Origin of the sequence: Burkholderia sp. Bp8992 (assembly GCF_003853705.1) — a bacterium.
Taxonomy (GTDB): domain Bacteria; phylum Pseudomonadota; class Gammaproteobacteria; order Burkholderiales; family Burkholderiaceae; genus Burkholderia.
On sequence record NZ_QTQI01000003.1, the window covers coordinates 355,199 to 373,037 of the forward strand.

Annotated in this window: 18 protein-coding genes; 8 read left to right on the top strand and 10 right to left on the bottom strand. The window is 65.2% G+C overall.

Annotated elements, in window-relative coordinates:
- Positions 1–7: 7 nt before the first annotated feature.
- Positions 8–457, bottom strand: coding sequence for a MerR family transcriptional regulator (locus DIE03_RS06680; protein ID WP_124448667.1), 450 nt, complete (start codon positions 455–457; stop codon positions 8–10).
- Between the two features lie 168 nt (positions 458–625).
- On the opposite strand from DIE03_RS06680, the gene DIE03_RS06685 reads away from it, so the two are divergent.
- The gene (locus DIE03_RS06685; RefSeq protein ID WP_124448669.1) at positions 626–1,456 is read left to right on the top strand and encodes an alpha/beta fold hydrolase; all 831 of its coding nucleotides are present in this window, start codon (positions 626–628) and stop codon (positions 1,454–1,456) included.
- A gap of 74 nt (positions 1,457–1,530) precedes the next feature.
- On the opposite strand, the gene DIE03_RS06690 is transcribed toward DIE03_RS06685, so the two are convergent.
- Positions 1,531–2,193 carry a glutathione S-transferase family protein gene (locus DIE03_RS06690; protein ID WP_124448671.1) on the bottom strand — a complete coding sequence of 221 codons (663 nt, stop codon included), beginning with the start codon at positions 2,191–2,193 and terminating at the stop codon, positions 1,531–1,533.
- A 99-nt stretch (positions 2,194–2,292) separates the two neighbouring features.
- On the opposite strand from DIE03_RS06690, the gene DIE03_RS06695 reads away from it, so the two are divergent.
- Positions 2,293–3,273, top strand: a complete 981-nt coding sequence (locus tag DIE03_RS06695; protein ID WP_124448673.1) for a YafY family protein — start codon at positions 2,293–2,295, stop codon at positions 3,271–3,273.
- A 175-nt stretch (positions 3,274–3,448) separates the two neighbouring features.
- A complete protein-coding gene (locus DIE03_RS06700; protein WP_124448675.1) occupies positions 3,449–3,856 on the top strand; it encodes a DUF3224 domain-containing protein in 408 nt (135 codons plus the stop codon).
- A gap of 49 nt (positions 3,857–3,905) precedes the next feature.
- Here the strand turns inward: DIE03_RS06700 and DIE03_RS06705 are convergent, their stop codons facing one another.
- From DIE03_RS06705 to DIE03_RS06715, 3 genes are all read right to left on the bottom strand, one after another.
- Entirely contained in the window at positions 3,906–5,471 is a 1,566-nt protein-coding gene (locus DIE03_RS06705) for a methyl-accepting chemotaxis protein (RefSeq protein ID WP_124448677.1), read from the bottom strand.
- 196 nt (positions 5,472–5,667) lie between these two features.
- The gene (locus DIE03_RS06710; protein ID WP_124448679.1) at positions 5,668–6,078 is read right to left on the bottom strand and encodes a VOC family protein; all 411 of its coding nucleotides are present in this window, start codon (positions 6,076–6,078) and stop codon (positions 5,668–5,670) included.
- 107 nt (positions 6,079–6,185) lie between these two features.
- Positions 6,186–7,619, bottom strand: coding sequence for a CoA transferase (locus DIE03_RS06715; protein WP_124448681.1), 1,434 nt, complete (start codon positions 7,617–7,619; stop codon positions 6,186–6,188).
- 103 nt (positions 7,620–7,722) lie between these two features.
- On the opposite strand from DIE03_RS06715, the gene DIE03_RS06720 reads away from it, so the two are divergent.
- Complete coding sequence (locus DIE03_RS06720) at positions 7,723–9,018, top strand: citrate synthase family protein (protein ID WP_124448866.1); 1,296 nt, start codon at positions 7,723–7,725, stop codon at positions 9,016–9,018.
- Between the two features lie 63 nt (positions 9,019–9,081).
- Entirely contained in the window at positions 9,082–9,660 is a 579-nt protein-coding gene (locus DIE03_RS06725; protein WP_124448683.1) for a DUF4337 domain-containing protein, read from the top strand.
- Positions 9,661–9,859: 199 nt separating this feature from the next.
- On the opposite strand, the gene DIE03_RS06730 is transcribed toward DIE03_RS06725, so the two are convergent.
- Together DIE03_RS06730 and DIE03_RS06735 are read right to left on the bottom strand one after the other, a co-directional pair.
- Positions 9,860–10,093 (bottom strand): hypothetical protein, encoded by a 234-nt coding sequence (locus tag DIE03_RS06730; RefSeq protein WP_006487081.1) that lies wholly within the window; start codon positions 10,091–10,093, stop codon positions 9,860–9,862.
- A gap of 302 nt (positions 10,094–10,395) precedes the next feature.
- Entirely contained in the window at positions 10,396–10,950 is a 555-nt protein-coding gene (locus DIE03_RS06735) for a hypothetical protein (RefSeq protein ID WP_124448685.1), read from the bottom strand.
- A 451-nt stretch (positions 10,951–11,401) separates the two neighbouring features.
- On the opposite strand from DIE03_RS06735, the gene DIE03_RS06740 reads away from it, so the two are divergent.
- Complete coding sequence (locus DIE03_RS06740; RefSeq protein WP_124448687.1) at positions 11,402–11,785, top strand: ATP-dependent protease; 384 nt, start codon at positions 11,402–11,404, stop codon at positions 11,783–11,785.
- Positions 11,786–11,930: 145 nt separating this feature from the next.
- Here DIE03_RS06740 and DIE03_RS06745 read toward each other — a convergent pair whose 3' ends face one another.
- On the bottom strand, positions 11,931–12,620 hold the full coding sequence (locus tag DIE03_RS06745) for a TetR/AcrR family transcriptional regulator (RefSeq protein WP_124448689.1): 690 nt from the start codon (positions 12,618–12,620) through the stop codon (positions 11,931–11,933).
- 53 nt (positions 12,621–12,673) lie between these two features.
- Between DIE03_RS06745 and shc the strand changes: the two genes are divergently transcribed.
- Positions 12,674–14,713, top strand: a complete 2,040-nt coding sequence (gene shc, locus DIE03_RS06750) for a squalene--hopene cyclase (protein ID WP_124448691.1) — start codon at positions 12,674–12,676, stop codon at positions 14,711–14,713.
- Between the two features lie 298 nt (positions 14,714–15,011).
- Entirely contained in the window at positions 15,012–15,923 is a 912-nt protein-coding gene (locus DIE03_RS06755) for a LysR family transcriptional regulator (RefSeq protein WP_124448693.1), read from the top strand.
- A gap of 230 nt (positions 15,924–16,153) precedes the next feature.
- On the opposite strand, the gene DIE03_RS06760 is transcribed toward DIE03_RS06755, so the two are convergent.
- Together DIE03_RS06760 and DIE03_RS06765 are read right to left on the bottom strand one after the other, a co-directional pair.
- Complete coding sequence (locus DIE03_RS06760) at positions 16,154–16,570, bottom strand: SRPBCC family protein (RefSeq protein ID WP_124448695.1); 417 nt, start codon at positions 16,568–16,570, stop codon at positions 16,154–16,156.
- Between the two features lie 17 nt (positions 16,571–16,587).
- On the bottom strand, positions 16,588–17,607 hold the full coding sequence (locus tag DIE03_RS06765; protein WP_124448697.1) for an aldo/keto reductase: 1,020 nt from the start codon (positions 17,605–17,607) through the stop codon (positions 16,588–16,590).
- Positions 17,608–17,839 lie beyond the last annotated feature (232 nt).

Consider the following 17,839-nt stretch of genomic DNA (forward strand, 5'->3'; position numbering starts at 1 on the left):
CGGCGGATCATTTGGCCGTCGTGCGGCGGCCTTTGCCGCGGATCGACACCACGCCGTGATCGCGCAGCCGGTCCATCACCCAGCGCGTGCGTTCGGCGCAATCGAGTTCGGTCGGCCGGTTCTTGATGCTGTCGATCGCGACGCGGAGTTGCGCCTTGTTCTCCTTGAGGCGCTTCTGCATCGCTTCGATCTCGGCGACTTTCCGCTCGAGCGCCTCCACCAACCCCTCGTGCTGCCAGTTGCCGGCCTTCACCGGCAGCAGATGACGGATCTGCTCGAGCGAAAAACCCGCACTTTGCGCACTGGCAATGATCTCGAGCATCCACACCGCATCATCGGCGTAGTCGCGATAGCCATTCGTGCTGCGTTCGACGGCCGTGATCAATCCTTCGGCCTCGTAAAAGCGAATCCGCGATGCGGACAGGCCGCTGAGCTTCGCGAGTTCCCCGATTCTCATCCCTACCTCGCCCGCGTGTTGACATTAAACCTAACTTTAAACCTAGAGTAACCGCATCGCCAAGCCGGGCGGACGGCCGATGCCGCCGCGCACGTTGCACGGGCCTGGCGATCGCGACACGCGGCAAGGCCGTCACGGATCGATATCGTTCACCGAACAGGAGCAGACATGGGATACGTCACTACGCAAGATGGCGTGGACATCTTCTACAAGGACTGGGGTCCGCGCGACGCCCAGGTGATTTTCTTTCATCATGGCTGGCCGCTCAGCGCCGACGACTGGGATGCCCAGATGCTGTTCTTCCTCGCGCAGGGCTACCGCGTGATCGCGCACGACCGTCGCGGCCACGGACGCTCCAGCCAGGTCTGGGACGGCCATGACATGGATCACTACGCGGACGACGTCGCCGCGGTCGTGAACCACCTCGGCGTACAGGGCGCCGTCCACGTGGGCCACTCCACCGGCGGCGGCGAGGTCATCCACTACGTCGCGCGCCATGGCGAGGACCGCGTCGCCAAGGCCGTGCTGATCAGCGCCGTGCCGCCGCTGATGGTCAAGACCGACAGCAACCCGGGCGGGCTGCCGAAAGAGGTGTTCGACAACCTGCAGGCGCAACTCGCGGCGAACCGTGCGCAGTTCTACTACGACGTGCCGGCCGGCCCGTTCTACGGCTACAACCGCGACGGCGCGACACCGTCGCAAGGCGTCATCTGGAACTGGTGGCGGCAGGGCATGATGGGCAGCGCGAAAGCGCACTACGACGGCATCGTCGCGTTCTCGCAGACCGATTTCACCGAAGACCTGAAGCGCACCTCGATCCCGGTGCTCGTGATGCACGGCGACGACGACCAGATCGTCCCGTGCGCCGATTCCGGCCTGCTGTCGGCGAAGCTGGCGAGGAACAGCACGCTGAAGGTGTATGCGGGCTTTCCGCACGGCATGCCGACGTCGAACGCCGATACGATCAACGCCGACCTGCTCGCGTTCATCCGCAGCTGAACCCGGCGAATGACGGTGCGGCCTTCAGCTGGAATCGCAGGCTGAAGGCCTTCCCGAGCAGCTGCCGAACGCAGCTAGTGAAGTTCGCGAAGAAAATCGGGAACCGCTTCGCCGATCGACACAAGATATGCCGCCATCGCACCGGCCACCTTGCGCACGGCGGGACGCGCCGTCATCCGTTCGCGCCACGCAAGCAGGTTCGGTGTTTCGGCAGTCATCGGCGCACCTTTGCGCGCACCGAACAACTGCGCCATGTAGAACGCGATGTCGGCGTAGGAATAAGCGCCGGCCAGAAAATCCCGATTGTCGAGCACACGCTCCATCTGCCGGTAGTATCGCGCCGCTTCGGCACGCGCGGCCTGCGCCGCCGGATCGTCCGGCGTGCCCTCGAGCCCCATCAGCCGGACGACGTGCGGGAAATAGATTTCGTCGCTGCAATGTTCGAGCTGGCGCGCGACGGCGCGCGCTGCCGGTTGCGCCGGCCATAACGCGGGCGTCGGCTTCAGGTCCTCGAGATACTCGAAGATTTGCGTCGAATCGAAGATTTCCAGATCGCCGTCGATCAGCACCGGCACCTGGCGCTTCGGATTGATGCGCAAGACGTCCGGATGCCTGGGCTCGTAGCCGCGCTGCTGACTGAACGGCACCATCACCCGTTCGAAGTCGATGCCCTTCTCGTGCGCTGCAATCTCGACCTTGGCGCCGAACATGCTCAGCGGTCCTGAAATGATCTTCATGGTTCGTCTCCGCTTCAATGGAACGGGTCAGGGATGCGGCAAAGCATAAGCCTGAAAACATGACAACTTATGTCATGTATTTGGAGTAATGTGTCATGCATGAAAGCGAGCCGCCTGCTGTCGATCATGATGATGCTGCAAGCGCGCGGCCGGATGACCGCGCCGGCGCTGGCCGAAGCGCTGGAAGTATCCGAGCGCACGATCCTGCGCGATATCGACCAGCTCTCCACGGCCGGCGTGCCGATCTGGGGCGACCGCGGCCGCAACGGCGGATTCCAGCTGCGCGACGGCTGGAGCACCGATCTCACGGGGCTGACCGAACACGAGGCGCACGCACTGATCCTCGCGGGTTTGCCCGGGCCGGCGAGCGAACTGGGTCTCGACGGCATGGCCACTTCCGCGCGGCTGAAGATGATCGCGAGCCTGCCGCCGGCCTCGCGCGAGCGGGCCGATCGTGTCGCCAGCCGGCTGCATATCGATACCGTGGACTGGTACCGCGCGCAGGAAACGCCCGCGTTCCTGCGTGAAGCTGCCGACGCCGTGTGGGGTGCGTATCGGATCGACGTGACGTACCAGAGCTGGCGCGGCATATCGCGCCGCGCGCTCGAACCGCTCGGCCTCGTGCTCAAGGGCGGTGCCTGGTACCTGATTGCGAAAGTGGTCGGCAAGCGCGGTGCGCTCACCTTCCGGCTCGCCAATATCCTCGAATTCAACGCAACGCGCCGCCGTTTCAGGCGCCCGGCGCGATTCGACCTGGCCGCGCACTGGCGCGACGCGATGAAGCGGTACGAAGAAGATCTCCATCAGCTGACCGCCCATATCGCCGTATCGCCGCGCGGCGAAACCTGGCTTGCCAACGCGCGGATCAAGACCGCACCGATCCTCGAAACGTCATCCGGTACCGACGTGCCGCCAGGATGGAAAGCATTCCTGATGCCGATCGAATCGATCGAGCACGGTGCGCGCAAGCTGCTGGGCTTCGGCGCACACGTAAAAATCCTCGGGCCGCAGGCGCTCAAGGATCGGTTCATCGAAGAGTTATCGCAGGTATCGGCGCTTTATCCATCTACTGACGCTTGAAGCGCCGCCGTCAGATCTCATCGGAAACGCGTCGAGAAGGGGTTGCAACCGAGCCGCATTCACGGCCCGATGTCGAATCCGGTTTCCCCGATGCCAGCTCGTAAGGCAAACAGCTATCTCCGGCAGCCCCTACTGACTTATAGTGCGGACTGTCCATTCAACGAGGAGCGCTGTGATGAAACTGCTGGCCAACGGTCCGTTCGAAGTGAAGCTGAATCCGGAATCCCTGAGTGCCGTAGCCGAACATTCCGGGCTCGGGCGCATGTCGCTCGACAAGCAATTTCACGGTGATCTGGAAGCCGTCAGCCACGGTGAAATGCTCGCGTTTCGCAGCAGCGTCCAGGGCTCCGCAGGCTACGTGGCGATGGAAACGGTACAGGGTGTGCTCGGCGGGCGCCAGGGCAGCTTCGTCTTCCAGCACAGCTCCACGATGACGCGCGGGGAGCCGAAGCAGTCGATCACCGTCGTGCCCGATTCCGGGACGGGAGAACTGCTGGGGCTTTCCGGTTCGATGATCATCCATATCGACAACGGCCTGCATTCGTACAGCTTCGACTATGAATTGCCCGATGCTGCGCAGTGAGTCGCTCGATGAAATACCGCTAGACTCGCGGCGCTGACACGTTCCCGCGTCACGCGAACGCCTCGTCGCGCAAACGGAACTGCGCGACCGCCGCGCTCAGTCGCGAACCCTGTTCATCGAGCGACAACGCCGCGGCTGCCGCCTCCTCGACCAGCGCCGCATTGCGTTGCATCGTCTGTTCCATCTGGATGACCGCGGCATTCACCTGCTCGATGCCTGACGACTGCTCCTCGAACGCGTTGCTGGTCTCGCCCATGATCGCGTTGACGCGTTCGACCGCGGCGACGAGCTCGCTCATCGCCGAGCCGGCCAGCGTGACGAGGCCGCTGCCGCCTTCGACACGCCGTGCGGCATTGCCGATCAGGTCGCGAATTTCCTTCGCCGCCGACGCGCAACGCTGCGCGAGCCCGCGCACCTCCGTCGCGACCACCGCGAACCCGCGTCCCTGCTCGCCTGCGCGCGCGGCTTCGACGGCCGCATTCAACGCGAGGATGTTGGTCTGGAACGCGATGCTTTCGATCGTGCCGACGATGCCGGAAATCCGCGCGGAGCTCGTCGAAATCGCGGACATCGTCTCGACGACGCGCTGCATCGCCTCGCCACCGCGCGACGCGATGCCGGCCGCCCCCTCGACGTAAGTACGCGCATCGCGCGCGTTGTCCGCGTTCTGGCGCACGGCCGCCGTCAACTGTTCGACGCTCGCGGCCGCCTGCTGCAGCGACACGGCCTGCTGCTCGGTGCGCGCGGACAGGTCGACGTTGCCGCTCGCGATCGTGCGGACGTCGCCGACGATCGTTTCGGTACTCGCGCGCACCTGGTTCACGGTGTCGACGAGGCCGTCCTGCATCCGCTTCAGCGCATTGAGCAGATAGGCCATTTCGTTTTCGCCCGCGATGACGACGGTGCCCGTCAGGTCGCCTTTCGAAATTTTCTCGAACTGGCCGACCGCGAGATTGATCGGTTCGATGATCGCCTTCGCGAGCACGCGCTGCGCAAAGAAACCGACGACGAGCGACAGCCCGGCGACCGCCGCCATCCCCCACACGATCCGGTGGAAATGCACGCCGGCCGCATCGTAACGGGCCTTCTGGCGCGCGACCTGGAACGATTCGAGCGCGTCGATCGCATCCTGGTAGGCGGCGAACAGCGCCGGCGGCGCGGTGCGTTGCGTATCGAGGAAATTGAACGCGTCGTCGCCGTCGAGCTGCGACAGCGCTTTCAGGAACACACGATCAAGCAGCGCGCGGCGGTGGCGCTGCAGCGTGTCGAACAGCGCCTGCTCGTTCCCGTCGCGCGCATGCAGGCGCGTGTAGGCATCCAGTTCGTCATTGCTCTGCTTGAGGAGCGTATGGAGCTGCGCGGCGCCCTCCTTGCCCGACTGACCCGCGCTGATGATCTGCGCGACGTCGCTCATGCGTTCGCGCAGCACGAGCATCCGCTCGGAGCTGGTCTTCAGGTGCAACAGCGACGCGGTGTCGTCGCGGTACATCGCCTCGAGCGAACCGTTGCCGATGTAGAGCGCAGCAATGCCGGCGCCGACCACCAGCACGAGCAGCACGGTATAGCCGGCGATGGTCGCGATGAGTCCACCGCGGATGGTGAATTGTTTTCGCATGACGTTCCCTTGCGCGGGCCCGGTGCGGCCAGCGGCGGATGTGGATTCCGGATCACGAAAGACGGGCGCCGCATCGCAATACGCGGCGCGGGGGCTGCGAACGGGTTAACGGCGGGGGAAACGGCGAGGTTTTACCTGTACGCGACGTGAATCTTGACGATTGCGACAGATGGAGGCGACGCGGAAGCCGCATGCGCTACCTGCCGTCGGCCAGCCTCGCCCTGATCTCGTCGGCCGACAGGTCGTACCGGTGCGTGGCAATCTGCCAGACGTTGCCCCACGAGTCCCTCACCATCGCGCGCCTGTCGCCGTAAGGCAGGTCGGCGGGCGCTTCCAGCGAAACCGCCTGCGCCGCGATCGCCCGTCGATAAATCGAATCGGTATCCTCGACATACACGTACAGGAACGCCGGCATCGGCTCGCGCAGGCCGTCTGCGCCGCTGATCATCACGACGGAATCGCCGATGCGAATCTCGGCAGGCAAGCCGGCGCGGAATTCGCCGCGGGCGTCGAACACCGTCCGGACGAATGCGATCAGGTTTTGCGGATCCGGCACGACAATGCGCGGCGTGACGGTATGCCATCCATCGGGCTGGAATAGGGCCATGGTGCGCAACCTCCGATGCGGGTGTCAGCGGTATTGTGCTCCGCGCACCGGCGGTCTGCAAAGGAATGCGAAGGATTGCTCAAGTACCGCGCCCCCTTCGCCGTTCGTCAAAGGCTGGCGTTCGACTCCAGCCACCGCGGTTCATAGGCGCCCAATGCGCGCGCCGGATGGAACCACGCGAGCGGCGCACCCTCGATCTCGAGCGGCGCGCGAAGCCGCGTGGCAGGCCCCCATGACGTCGTTTCGACGTGCTCCGCGCGATCATGCTGCGTATCCGGAGCCACGACAACCACGTCGCTCATCGGCTCCGCACGCAACTGCAAGACGGCCGACGTACGCGCCAGCGAAGCACGAACTTCAGTGCCCACGCCGCCCTTCAGTCGCGCCGTCAATCCACGTATGGCCGACGCCGCCATCAGGTAGCCTGTCGCATGGTCGATCGCCTGGACGGGCAGGTTCACCGGCTCGTCGCTACCCGTCACGCGCATGCCCGCGTCGGCGATTCCCGTGCTCATCTGGATGAGGCTGTCGAAGCCGCGCCGGCAACGCCACGCGCCGGTCCAGCCATATGCGTCGAGCGATACGTCGATGAGCGCGGGATTGAGCGCGCGCCGTTGCGCGGCATCGAGCCCGAGACGCGCAAGCGCGTCGGACCGGTAACCGTGCACGACGATATCCGCGTCGCGCAGCAACCGCTCGAGCGTCGCGAGATCCGCGGGCTGCTTCAGATCGAGCCGAGCGCAGCGCTTGCCCAGGACGACGTCGGGCACCGTGCCCGGCTCTTCCCAGCCATACGGATCGATGCGCAGCACGTCGGCGCCGAGGCCCGCCAGGAATCGCGTCGCGACGGGGCCGGCGAGTATGCGCGTCAGGTCGAGCACCCGAATGCCGCGCAGCGGCCGGTTTCGCGACGGCTGCCAGTCGCGTGCCGCAACCGCCTGCGTGGTGTGAACGTGCAGCAACGGTTCGGACGCAACGGCCTTGCCTTGCGGATGCGCGGCCCATTCCTGCCGCGAGTACATCACTGCCGCGCACCCGCCGCGCTCGACGATCGCGTCTTCGAGCGCATGGGCATCCCAGCGGCTGACCGCTCGCGCGACCGCCTGGGCGTCTGCGGCGCAGTCGAGCACCGTCAACGCGGCTTGCCGATGATGCGGCGCGTTGGTGTGCAACCGGATCCAGCGATCGCGCGCCCGATAGTTGCCGGCCACCGGATCCCATTGAGGCGGCAACGTCCATCCCGACGGGCGCAGCGAAATGCCGAACCACAGCGACGCCATGCGCCGGTCGACGTGAACCGCCGGCAATATGCCGCTCGACTCGCGCAGCAATTCGGCTACGGCCGCACCTGCCGCGCCGATTGCCGCACCGGCCAGGTCGGTCACGCGAAACGCCGACAGCAGTTCGCCCGTCCCGCTGAAGCTGCAATGCTCGAGACGTTGCGGCGCGCCACCCAGCGCAGCCCAGAATTCCTGCAGATGACGCGGCATCAGCCCCTCGTCGGCCGCAGCCGCAACATGGGAAATTTGATCGACACGCATGTTCGCCTCGAATCGTTTGGGTGATGCAAAGATCGGCTTGCTCGCATTTATTGTCAACGTTGATTATCCTGATCAACCTGCCGAACGAATCGAGTCTCGCGCCATGTCGCCCTACCTGAATTCGACCGAAGCGGCCGCGAGGCTCGGCGTCTCGCGGCAGACGCTTTACGCTTACGTCAGCCGCGGCCTGCTGCGCGCGGAACCCTCCGGCCATCCGCGTGAAAGCCGTTACTTCGCAGCGGACGTCGACCGGCTCGCGGCCGAACGTGCGCGCGGCCGCAAACCGAAAGAAGTCGCGAAAGCCGCGCTGAACTGGGGCTCGCCCGTGCTCGAATCGAGCATCACGTTGATCGAGGGCGGCCGGCTTTTCTATCGCGGCGTGGACGCACTCGAGCTCGCCGGCCGCGCGAGTCTCGAGGAAGTCGCCGCGCTGCTGTGGCAATGCGGCGAGCGGACTGCGTTCGGCCCTCGCGTCCCCCGCACACCCGCGGTGTTGCGAACCCTGTTCAAACACTACGGCGATCAACGCGCGGAGCAAGCGCTCCTGTCGTTGTTCGCCGTCGCCACCGACGACGCGCCGACGGCAGCGTGGCAGCAATCGGCCGACAGCCAGGCGCAGGGCTGCGGCGACCTGGTACGGATCCTCGCGGCATGCCTGTTGCGCACCGGGTTCGATACGGCGCCCGTCCACGAGCAATGCGCGCGTGCATGGGGCGTCGGGCCGTCGGGTGCGGACCTCATCCGGATCGCGCTCGTGCTGTGCGCGGATCACGAACTGAACGCATCGAGCTTTACGGGCCGATGCGTGGCATCGACGAATGCAAGCTTGCGCGCGGTCGTGATCGGCGGCCTCGCCGCCCTGTCGGGCGGGCGGCACGGCGCCACCACCGCGCGTGTCGAAGCGATGTGGGATGAAATCGGCAACCGGGACGTCGAGCGAAAGATGCGCGAGCGTCTGCACCGTGGCGACGATCTGCCGGGGTTCGGACATTCGCTCTATCCCGATGGCGACGTGCGCGCGGCAACCCTGCTGTCGCGCATCCTGCCGCGCCATCCGCAATGGAAAACGATGATCGATGCAGGTAGTTCGCTGGTTGGCCACAAGCCTTCGGTGGATCTCGCGCTCGTCGCGCTGCGCAGGCATTTGCGGCTTCCCGTTGGCGCCGCGTTCGGTTTGTTCGCGCTAGGCCGCTCGATCGGCTGGATCGCGCACGGGCTCGAGCAACGCGGACATCCCGAGTTGATCCGGCCTCGTGCGGTGTATACGGGCGTTCGGCCAGACGGTGTCAATGCAGGCTCGGCGCAGCCGCGGTCACGCGGGCGATCGGGGAAGCGGTCCGTGGCGCAACATGCGGGGCCGGAAAACGACATACTTGCGACGTTTTTCAAAGCCCGTTAGCGTAGCGTGCAAGTGGTGTGCGAAGCGCGTATAAACCCTTCAACTCATGCGAACCTCCCTGTTATGCCAGAAGATTTTGAAGTTCACGGCCCGCACGATCATGCAGTAGAGCATCCTGCGGCGCACGGAGAAGACCACGGAGCGGCGCGCATCGCCGTGATGACGGCCGTCCTGGCCTGCATTGGCGCGATTTCCGCATACCAGAGCGGTGCGGACGAGAATTTCGCATTGCTGCACAAGAACGAGGCCGCGATCCAGAAAACCGAGGCGGCCAACCTGTGGGCCTATTACCAGGCAAAGGGCGAAAAGCAGAATCTGGCCGAGCTCGGCGCGGCCTTGAGCCAGGAAGCGTCGCCGCAACGAAAGCGTTTCGAAGCAGACGCGGCGCGATATCGCGAAGAGAAGGAGCCGATCCGCGCCCGCGCCGAAGCGCTCGAGCAGGAAGTCGTGAAGAGCAATGCTGCAAGCGAGGAGCGGCTACACCGGCACCATCGGTGGGCGCAGGCCACTACCATCATCCAGATCTCGATTGCGCTTGCTGCGATCACGATTCTCACGCGGCGGACATGGATGGCACGGCTGTCGATGGGTGCTGCCGCGATCGGTGTCGTCCTGGCAGGGCTGGCGTTCTTCGGTGTGTAAGGTCGAGAACGTGGCGGTATTGTCAGCCGCCGGTGGTTTTACGCTTGTGCGCTCCTTCGGAACAGGGGCATCGTCCGCTTCGGGCCGATCTGCGCCGGGCGTGCGTCACGGGGCAGCGGCCGGCCGCGCTCGGCCACGAACGGCCGTTCGACACAGCTTTTTAGATCGTCGACAATCGGTGCGGATAAGGGCGTAGCCTTTAGCGGTTACCGTCGATCAGATCGTTCAGCAGCGCATCGAACGCGGCCTGTGCGTCTTCAAGTTCCTGCAGGGCGGCATCAAAGGTTTGCAGCGCGAACGGCGAAGGCTCGCCGCTGCCTTGCGGCGGAAATTGCTTCTGCATCGAGGCGAACGTACTCTGCACGCGCAGCGTGGCGGCCACCATGCGCTCCATCGCCTCGGTTTCTTCGGCTCGGGCCTGTTCCGGATTCATTCCTCTCTCCTTGGATGGTTTTCTTGAAGACCAGATCGTACACGCTGTGTCCGTTCTTGCCGCCCTTGGCAGAACGACTCCGTTGAAGGTTCCAACGGCACGCTGCGGGAGAAGCGATTTAATCGGGAATGATTCCGCAGCCGCGCCGAGGCCAAGATACTCATCGAGCGTGGCTATAAAATCCCGCCGCAGATCGCAACGATTGGCCGCTTTGGATAAATCTGAAGGGCCGTTCTGGGTCGATCTGCGCCGGTCGCACGTTGCAGGGCGGCGGCAGGCCGTGGTCGGCCGGGAAATGACATTCAAGGGGGTATTCGGTTTTTTGAGGCCAGCCGGAACGGATCAACGGCCCACATTTCGCCCTCGCGGAGACGAGGCTGTGACTGAGCGAGCCACTCTTCGAGCGGCGTGAGACCGATGCCTGGTGAAACTGTGCCGCCGAACGACTCGGAGACAAACGGCGCGCTATCGCCAGGGCGGCGCACGATCTGAACAATGTGGGTGATTCCGCGAGCACGAGGATGGTTGCTCGCCCACGAAGGCTCTCCCATTTTCAGGCCAATGGTGGCGCAGCGCGGGAGACTGTGAGTCGTAATTTTGTCCCCTTCGAGGACAAAGTCCGTGCGAGTCGCGATCTCCTGAATGATCCTATCCGACCACACTTGAAGGGCTTTCACGTCACCAGAACCGAACACCGCGCGGCCTGCGGCCTCGTTCTCTGCTTGCATCGCCTTTGTCAGGAGCACCCTGGTCCACCCCGAGCAGTCGATGACCGGCGGGTCGGCGAATAGGCCTTCCGACTTCACGCCGCGCTGATATCCGACTCGACCTGTGTAAGTTTGCACGAGATCCCACATTGTCCTCTCGGCAGTCTCGAATTGCATAACATCTCCCCGTCACCGCGGTTCGTGCCTATTATCTTCGTCAGCGTCGTGCTAATCCAGTGGCTGCTATCGGGCGAGCGGAACGACCGCTCCGAGTCGTTTTGAGCCGCTGGTATCCGGCCAAATTCGGCCATTACAAGCAATTCATGACCCGCGCCCGCATTAGCGCTTACGAGCAGGCGTGACGCTCGCGCCGATAGGCGCGAAGCTTGTTCTGCGATCTACGGCGCCCGGTTGCTTTCATCGCGATGCTTGCAGTGCAGCAAAACGAGTACCCTGTCGCCCATGCGGCTCCGACGAGAATCGCACCCGACGGCTTGAGCCTCGGGTATGCCGCCTTCGCACGAGCGCAAACGTCGATGCCAAACGGCATGTCCGGGCGCGGTCCGTGCGATCATGCGCCCTGACCAACATGAGAAATGGAATGACCACTACCTTCGACGAGGCGACAACGGCGGCGATCGCCGCGTTTGCCCAACTGGATTTCCACACGGCCGTGCAAGCGATGCGCGCCGAGGCCGACTACGACCACGAACGGGACCAGTGGATCTCGCGCTACATCGACGAGCATGGCGGCGGTGTGGACGATGCCGAATACGACGCCTTGCACGCGCAGGCGCAGGCAACCCCGGAATACGCGCAGTTCATCGATGCGGTTCGCCAGGAAATCCTGGAATACTTCGGCGTGACCGACGACCAACTGGACTGGATGGTCCTGCTGCGCGACGACGACAGCGATGAGCTTTGGGCGGAAGTCAATCGACAGCGGAACGCGCTGGGAACCGGGGAAGTGCGCGGAGATCTCTGATCCGTGCTTGCCGTCGGGGTCTCGGTCGATGGCGACTCCGCCGGCAAAAAGTGCGGCGCGAATGATCGGATAGTTGTGCGATCGATTCATGCGCATCGGAATGACGAACCGTCCGGGCGTGAACACGCCGGCAATACAGATTGCGTCAGCCGCCCTTCGGAAACACGCCCCTGCTCATCGCATCGAGCTGCCGCACGATCTCCGCGCGCAGTTCGGTCGATACCTCGACGCTGTCGAGCAATTCCGAAATCCACAACCCGTCGGCCGCGAGCCGGCAGATCATCAGCGTCGCGGCCTGCTCGAGCGGCACGGGATCGGGCCGCGTCCATTCGCGCATCGGCACCGACCACCGCTCGCGCGTGTCCTGCTCGGTAATCATCGACGCGACGAGCACGCGCAGCACATCGGTACTCGCGGCCGGATTCGCCGCATCGAGCACCGCATGCAAATAGGCGCGCGCCGCCGCGCCGTCGCCGTTCGGATCCGCCGCCATTCGCGCGTCCATCTGCGCACCGAACCGCGCGGTCGCCTGCCCGAACAGCGCATCCAGTAGCCCCTGCTTGTTCGCGAAGTGATACTGCAATGCGCCTTTCGTCACGCCGGCACGCTCGGCCACCGCATCGAGCGTCAGCGCGGCCACGCCGTGATGTGTCGCGATTTCCGATGCAGCCGCCAGCAACTGCGCGCGCACCTGATCCGGCGCTTTTTTCCGCCGCACTCCGGCGGCGGCGGCGGCCGGCGCCGATGATCCTTCAGACGCCCGTGGGCCGGCCATTCCAGCCGGTTCGACAGGCGCGGACACGTCTTGCGGCGCGGGTTCGAGGCGTTTTTTCATGGTGCGGATGGTAGCACCCGCGCGTCTCGATATAAACATTCCGGCTGGATGGTATGATCCGCCGCATGAACAAATCCGCCCCCTCTCCCTGGTCCGCCCTCGACACCGCAATCGCCCGTGGACGCGATGCGCTCGTGCGTCTTCAGCAGCCCGACGGCAGCTGGTGTTTCGAACTCGAATCCGACGCGACGATCACCGCGGAATACATCCTGATGATGCATTTCATGGACAAGATCGACGACGATCGACAGGAGAAGATGGCGCGTTACCTGCGCGCGAACCAGCGGCTCGACACGCACGGCGCGTGGGCGCTGTACGTCGACGGCGCACCGGACGTGTCGTGCAGCGTGAAGGCGTATTTCGCGCTGAAGGCGGCCGGCGACAGCGAACACGCGCCGCACATGATCCGTGCGCGCGACGCGATCCTGAAGCTCGGCGGCGCGGCGCGCGCGAACGTATTCACGCGCATCCTGCTCGCGACGTTCGGCCAGGTGCCGTGGCGCGCGGCACCGTTCATGCCGATCGAATTCGTGCTGTTCCCGAAGTGGGTGCCGATCTCGATGTACAAGGTCGCGTACTGGGCGCGCACGACGATGGTGCCGCTGCTGGTGCTGTGCTCGCTGAAGGCGCGTGCGCGCAATCCCCGCAACATCTCGATCCGCGAGCTGTTCGTCACGCCGCCGGACGAGGAACGCCAGTACTTCCCGCCCGCGAGCGGCATGCGCAAGGTGTTCCTCGCGCTCGACCGCACGGTTCGGCATATCGAGCCGCTGATGCCGAAGCGCCTGCGGCAGCGCGCGATCCGGCATGCGGAAGCGTGGTGCGCGGAACGGATGAACGGCGAGGACGGCCTCGGCGGCATCTTCCCGCCGATCGTCTACAGCTACCAGATGATGCAGGTGCTCGGTTATCCGGACGACCATCCGCTGCGACGCGATTGCGAAAACGCGCTGGAGAAGCTGCTGGTCACGCGGCCGGACGGCAGCATGTATTGCCAGCCGTGCCTGTCGCCGGTGTGGGACACCGCATGGAGCACGATGGCGCTCGAGCAGGCGCGCGGCGTCGCGGCGCCGGAAGCCGGCGAGGCCGCTTCGGGCGCGCTGCGCGAACTCGATGAACGCATCGCACGCGCATACGACTGGCTGGCCGTGCGCCAGGTCAACGACCTGCGCGGCGACTGGATCGAGAACGTGCCGGCCGACGTCGAGCCGGGCGGCTGGGCGTTCCAGTATGCGAACCCGTACTACCCCGACATCGACGACACCGCGGTCGTCACCGCGATGCTCGATCGCCGCGGCCGCACGCATCGCAACGCGGACGGCACGAACCCGCACGCGGCGCGCGTCGCACGCGCGCTCGACTGGATGCGCGGGCTGCAATCGCGCAACGGCGGCTTCGCGGCGTTCGATGCCGATTGCGACCGCATGTACCTGAACGCGATTCCGTTCGCCGATCACGGTGCGCTGCTCGATCCGCCGACCGAGGACGTGTCGGGCCGCGTGCTGCTGTGTTTCGGCGTGACGAAACGCGCGGAAGAACGCGCTTCGCTCGCGCGCTGCATCGACTACGTGAAGCGCACGCAGCAGCCCGACGGCAGCTGGTGGGGCCGCTGGGGCACGAACTACATCTACGGCACGTGGAGCGTGCTGGCCGGCCTCGCGCTCGCCGGCGAGGACAAGTCGCAGCCGTATATCGCGCGCGCGATCGACTGGCTGCGCGCCCGGCAGCATGCGGACGGCGGCTGGGGCGAAACGAACGACAGCTATATCGACCCGAAGCTGGGCGGCACGAACGGCGGCGAGAGCACGTCGAACTTCACCGCGTGGGCGCTGCTCGCGCAGATGGCGTTCGGCGACCACGAATCCGATTCGGTGAAACGCGGCATCGCGTATCTGCAGTCGGTGCAGCAGGACGACGGCTTCTGGTGGCACCGCTCGCACAATGCGCCCGGGTTCCCGCGCATCTTCTACCTGAAGTATCACGGCTATACCGCGTACTTCCCGTTGTGGGCGCTCGCGCGTTACCGGCGTCTGGCGGGTGCTGCGGCTGCGGCACCGGCCGCAGTGGAAGCAACCGACACCGCAGTCGCTTGATCGATCGCGCGCCGCGGTGCCCGAAGGCACCCGGCGCGGTCGTTACAGGATCCCCCTCCCCGCCGCATCACTCGCCCCCCCTTCTCCCTCATCGTCGCGAACGCATCGCGCAACGCTCGACGATCGACCGGCAGCGTCGCGACGATGGCCGGCGAGCGCGTCGCCGAGGCGCGATTTGGCGTGTCTTTGGGACTCGTGTGTTGCTCCAGGTTTGACAGGAAAGCGCCCCCAGTCCAGGTTGCACGAATAAGTCCTTTCGCGACATAATTCTCGAAACTTGAGTCCTCGAAGGTCTTATATGCTCGACATCCGCCAGCTTCAGTATTTCATTGCGGTCGCGGAAGAGGAACACGTCGGCCGCGCGGCCGAACGCCTGCACATCTCGCAATCGCCGCTCAGCCGGCAGATCGCGCAGCTCGAGGAAAAGCTCGGCCTGACGCTGTTCGAACGCAGCCAGCAGCGCATTCGTCTGACGCGTGACGGCCGCACGTTCCTCAGCGAAACGCATGCGTTCCTGCGCCATGCAAACCGGCTCGAATCGCTCGCGCGCCGGCTCGGTCGCGGCGACGAAGGCGGCCTCTGCATCGGCTACCTGGAAACGGCCACGCACTCGGGCGTGCTGCCACGCGCGCTCAAGGCACTGCGCGCCGATCGCCCAGCCGTTCACATCGCTTTGTACAACTATCAGTCTGCTGCGCAGCTCGAAGGCTTGCGCGAGCGCAGCCTCGACATCGCGCTGGTCACCGAGCCGCCCGCGCCGGACGATCCCGAACTCGATTCGACGATGGTGCTGAACGATCCGATGCTGCTCGCGATGCCCGATGGACACCCGCTCGCGAAGAAAAAGACGCTCGTCGCCGACGATCTCGCCGCGCAGGCGTGGATCGGCGTCACGCAGCAGGAAAGCGCGCCGCGTCATGGCGCGTTCGTCGCAGCCTGTGCGAAGGCCGGCTTCTCGCCGGACATCTCGGTGGAAGCGACCGAGCCGCTCGCAGCGCTGGGGCTCGTCGCCGCCGGGCTCGGCGTGACGATGATCCAGCAGAGCCTGCGCCACCAGGTACCGGAAGGCGTCGTGCTGCGCGAACTGCCGTGGTTCAGCTACCGCACACCGCTGTGGGCCGCGTGGCACAAGGTCAACCTGCGGCCGCTGGTCGGCATCTTCCGCGAGATCCTGACCGGCGAGGAGATCGTCGCGACAACGGGAAAATGAAACCGTGAAAGCACGGGACGCCATCGCATCGCGGCGCCCCACGCATCGGTAGCGAGCGCGCCGATTGCTTCGCAACCCTGATCTTCCTCACGCCGCGCGCGACTTGCGATCGACACGCGGCACGAATGCGCCACACCGTCGCCGCGGGCCTGAGCCTGCGACGACGGCGTGGCGCGTGGTGGAAGTTGAATACGACCCCACTCCTGCTCGCACGAAGCGATACGCTGCCGTCAGGCCGCCGCGAACCGCTTCGCCAGTTCCGCGAGGCCGTCTTCGTAGATCCCGCGGAACAGCCGGACGGTGTCGTCGTCGGTCGCGCCGTGCGGCGTGAACGTGCCCGACCACTCGACGGTCGACGCGTTCGGGCCGTTTTCGCGCACGCGCAGCGTGGAGCGATAGTTCACGACCGGGAACGGTGCTTCGAGGATCGCGTACGTGTAGCTGCGTACCGCTTCGTCGAACGCGACCAGCCGCTCGACGATCGCCTCGCCGGCCGGGTTCGCGAGACGCCGCACGCGCCCGCCTTCGCTCAGCTCGCTGGCCGGAATGTACGACAGCCAGTCGGGCAGCGACCCGAAGCCGCCGATCAGTTGCCAGACGGCCCCGGCCGAAGCAGGGAGTTCGATGCCGGCATTTGCCTGTGCCATGTCATCACCTATCAGGATCAACGACCGGCCGGCAGCGGCGCACTGGCCGCAATCAGGCCTTGTTCACGCATCTCGCGCCAGAAGTCGGCCGGAATCGCCACGTTCAGCGCAGCCTGGTCTTCCGCGATCCGCTCCGGACGGCTCGCGCCCGGAATCACCGCGACGGTCGCCGGATGCGACATCGAGAACTGCAGCGCGGCGGCCTTGATCGGCACGTTGTAACGCGTGGCGATCGCCTTGATCCGCTCGACCTTCGCGAGGATTTCCGGCGACGCCTTCTGGTATTCGAAGTGCGTGCCGCCGGCGAGCACGCCCGAGCTGTACGGGCCGCCGACGACGATCCCGACGTTCTGCGCGGCAGCAGCCGGCATCACGCGTTGCAGCGCGCGCTCGTGATCGAGCAGCGTGTAGCGGCCGGCCAGCAGCATGCCGTCCGGTTGCGGTTCGGCAAGATCGAGCACCAGTTCGATCGGCTCGACGCGGTTTACGCCGAGGCCCCAGGCCTTGATCACGCCTTCTTCACGCAGCTTGCTCAGCACGCGGAATGCGCCCTTGCGCGCCACTTCGAATTGCGCGAGCCATTCGTCGCCGTAGAAGTCCTGAGCGATGTCGTGCACCCAGACGATGTCGAGGCGGTCGGTACGCAGGCGCTTCAGGCTGTCCTCGATCGAACGCAGCGTCGCGTCGGCCGTGTAGTCGTTGACGATACGGTTCGGCCGGCCGTATTCGAACAGGCCGCCCTTTTCGCCGAGATCGCGCGCCGTCACGTCTTCGATTTCGTCGAGGATCACGCGGCCGACCTTCGTGCTCAGGACATACTCGTCACGCGGGTGGTTCGCCAGCGCGTCGCCGAGGCGGATTTCCGCGAGGCCGGCACCATAGAACGGGGCTGAATCGAAATAACGGATGCCGTGTTGCCATGCCGCCTCGACGGTGGCCGCGGCTTCCGCGTCGGGAATGTTGCGGAACATGTTGCCGAGCGGGGCAGTACCGAAACCGAGGATCTTGTTACCGGGCAGCTTGTCTTTGAGACTCACGATTTTCTCCAGGGAATGAGGGAAAGCGAGTTCAGTCTATGGAGGCAGGTTAAGTCTGTCCAAGACGGAATTCGACACACTTGAGTCCCAGGAGGTCTGATCGGCCTGTTTGATGCCTGTCTCGCGCGGCGGCCCCGACACCCCGTTCAGACGAGACGCCCGTGCGGCAAGGATTTCGACCGAATCAGCACTTGATTCGTGATTCCAGATCAAAAGTCATTTGAGCCGGCGA

Bases quoted from the DNA above. Each gene is read 5' to 3' on its own strand.
- DIE03_RS06680 (WP_124448667.1), bottom strand. From the start codon at position 457: ATGAGAATCGGGGAACTCGCGAAGCTCAGCGGCCTGTCCGCATCGCGG.
- DIE03_RS06685 (WP_124448669.1), top strand. From the start codon at position 626: ATGGGATACGTCACTACGCAAGATGGCGTGGACATCTTCTACAAGGAC.
- DIE03_RS06690 (WP_124448671.1), bottom strand. From the start codon at position 2,193: ATGAAGATCATTTCAGGACCGCTGAGCATGTTCGGCGCCAAGGTCGAG.
- DIE03_RS06695 (WP_124448673.1), top strand. From the start codon at position 2,293: ATGAAAGCGAGCCGCCTGCTGTCGATCATGATGATGCTGCAAGCGCGC.
- DIE03_RS06700 (WP_124448675.1), top strand. From the start codon at position 3,449: ATGAAACTGCTGGCCAACGGTCCGTTCGAAGTGAAGCTGAATCCGGAA.
- DIE03_RS06705 (WP_124448677.1), bottom strand. From the start codon at position 5,471: ATGCGAAAACAATTCACCATCCGCGGTGGACTCATCGCGACCATCGCC.
- DIE03_RS06710 (WP_124448679.1), bottom strand. From the start codon at position 6,078: ATGGCCCTATTCCAGCCCGATGGATGGCATACCGTCACGCCGCGCATT.
- DIE03_RS06715 (WP_124448681.1), bottom strand. From the start codon at position 7,619: ATGCGTGTCGATCAAATTTCCCATGTTGCGGCTGCGGCCGACGAGGGG.
- DIE03_RS06720 (WP_124448866.1), top strand. From the start codon at position 7,723: ATGTCGCCCTACCTGAATTCGACCGAAGCGGCCGCGAGGCTCGGCGTC.
- DIE03_RS06725 (WP_124448683.1), top strand. From the start codon at position 9,082: ATGCCAGAAGATTTTGAAGTTCACGGCCCGCACGATCATGCAGTAGAG.
- DIE03_RS06730 (WP_006487081.1), bottom strand. From the start codon at position 10,093: ATGAATCCGGAACAGGCCCGAGCCGAAGAAACCGAGGCGATGGAGCGC.
- DIE03_RS06735 (WP_124448685.1), bottom strand. From the start codon at position 10,950: ATGTGGGATCTCGTGCAAACTTACACAGGTCGAGTCGGATATCAGCGC.
- DIE03_RS06740 (WP_124448687.1), top strand. From the start codon at position 11,402: ATGACCACTACCTTCGACGAGGCGACAACGGCGGCGATCGCCGCGTTT.
- DIE03_RS06745 (WP_124448689.1), bottom strand. From the start codon at position 12,620: ATGAAAAAACGCCTCGAACCCGCGCCGCAAGACGTGTCCGCGCCTGTC.
- shc (WP_124448691.1), top strand. From the start codon at position 12,674: ATGATCCGCCGCATGAACAAATCCGCCCCCTCTCCCTGGTCCGCCCTC.
- DIE03_RS06755 (WP_124448693.1), top strand. From the start codon at position 15,012: ATGCTCGACATCCGCCAGCTTCAGTATTTCATTGCGGTCGCGGAAGAG.
- DIE03_RS06760 (WP_124448695.1), bottom strand. From the start codon at position 16,570: ATGGCACAGGCAAATGCCGGCATCGAACTCCCTGCTTCGGCCGGGGCC.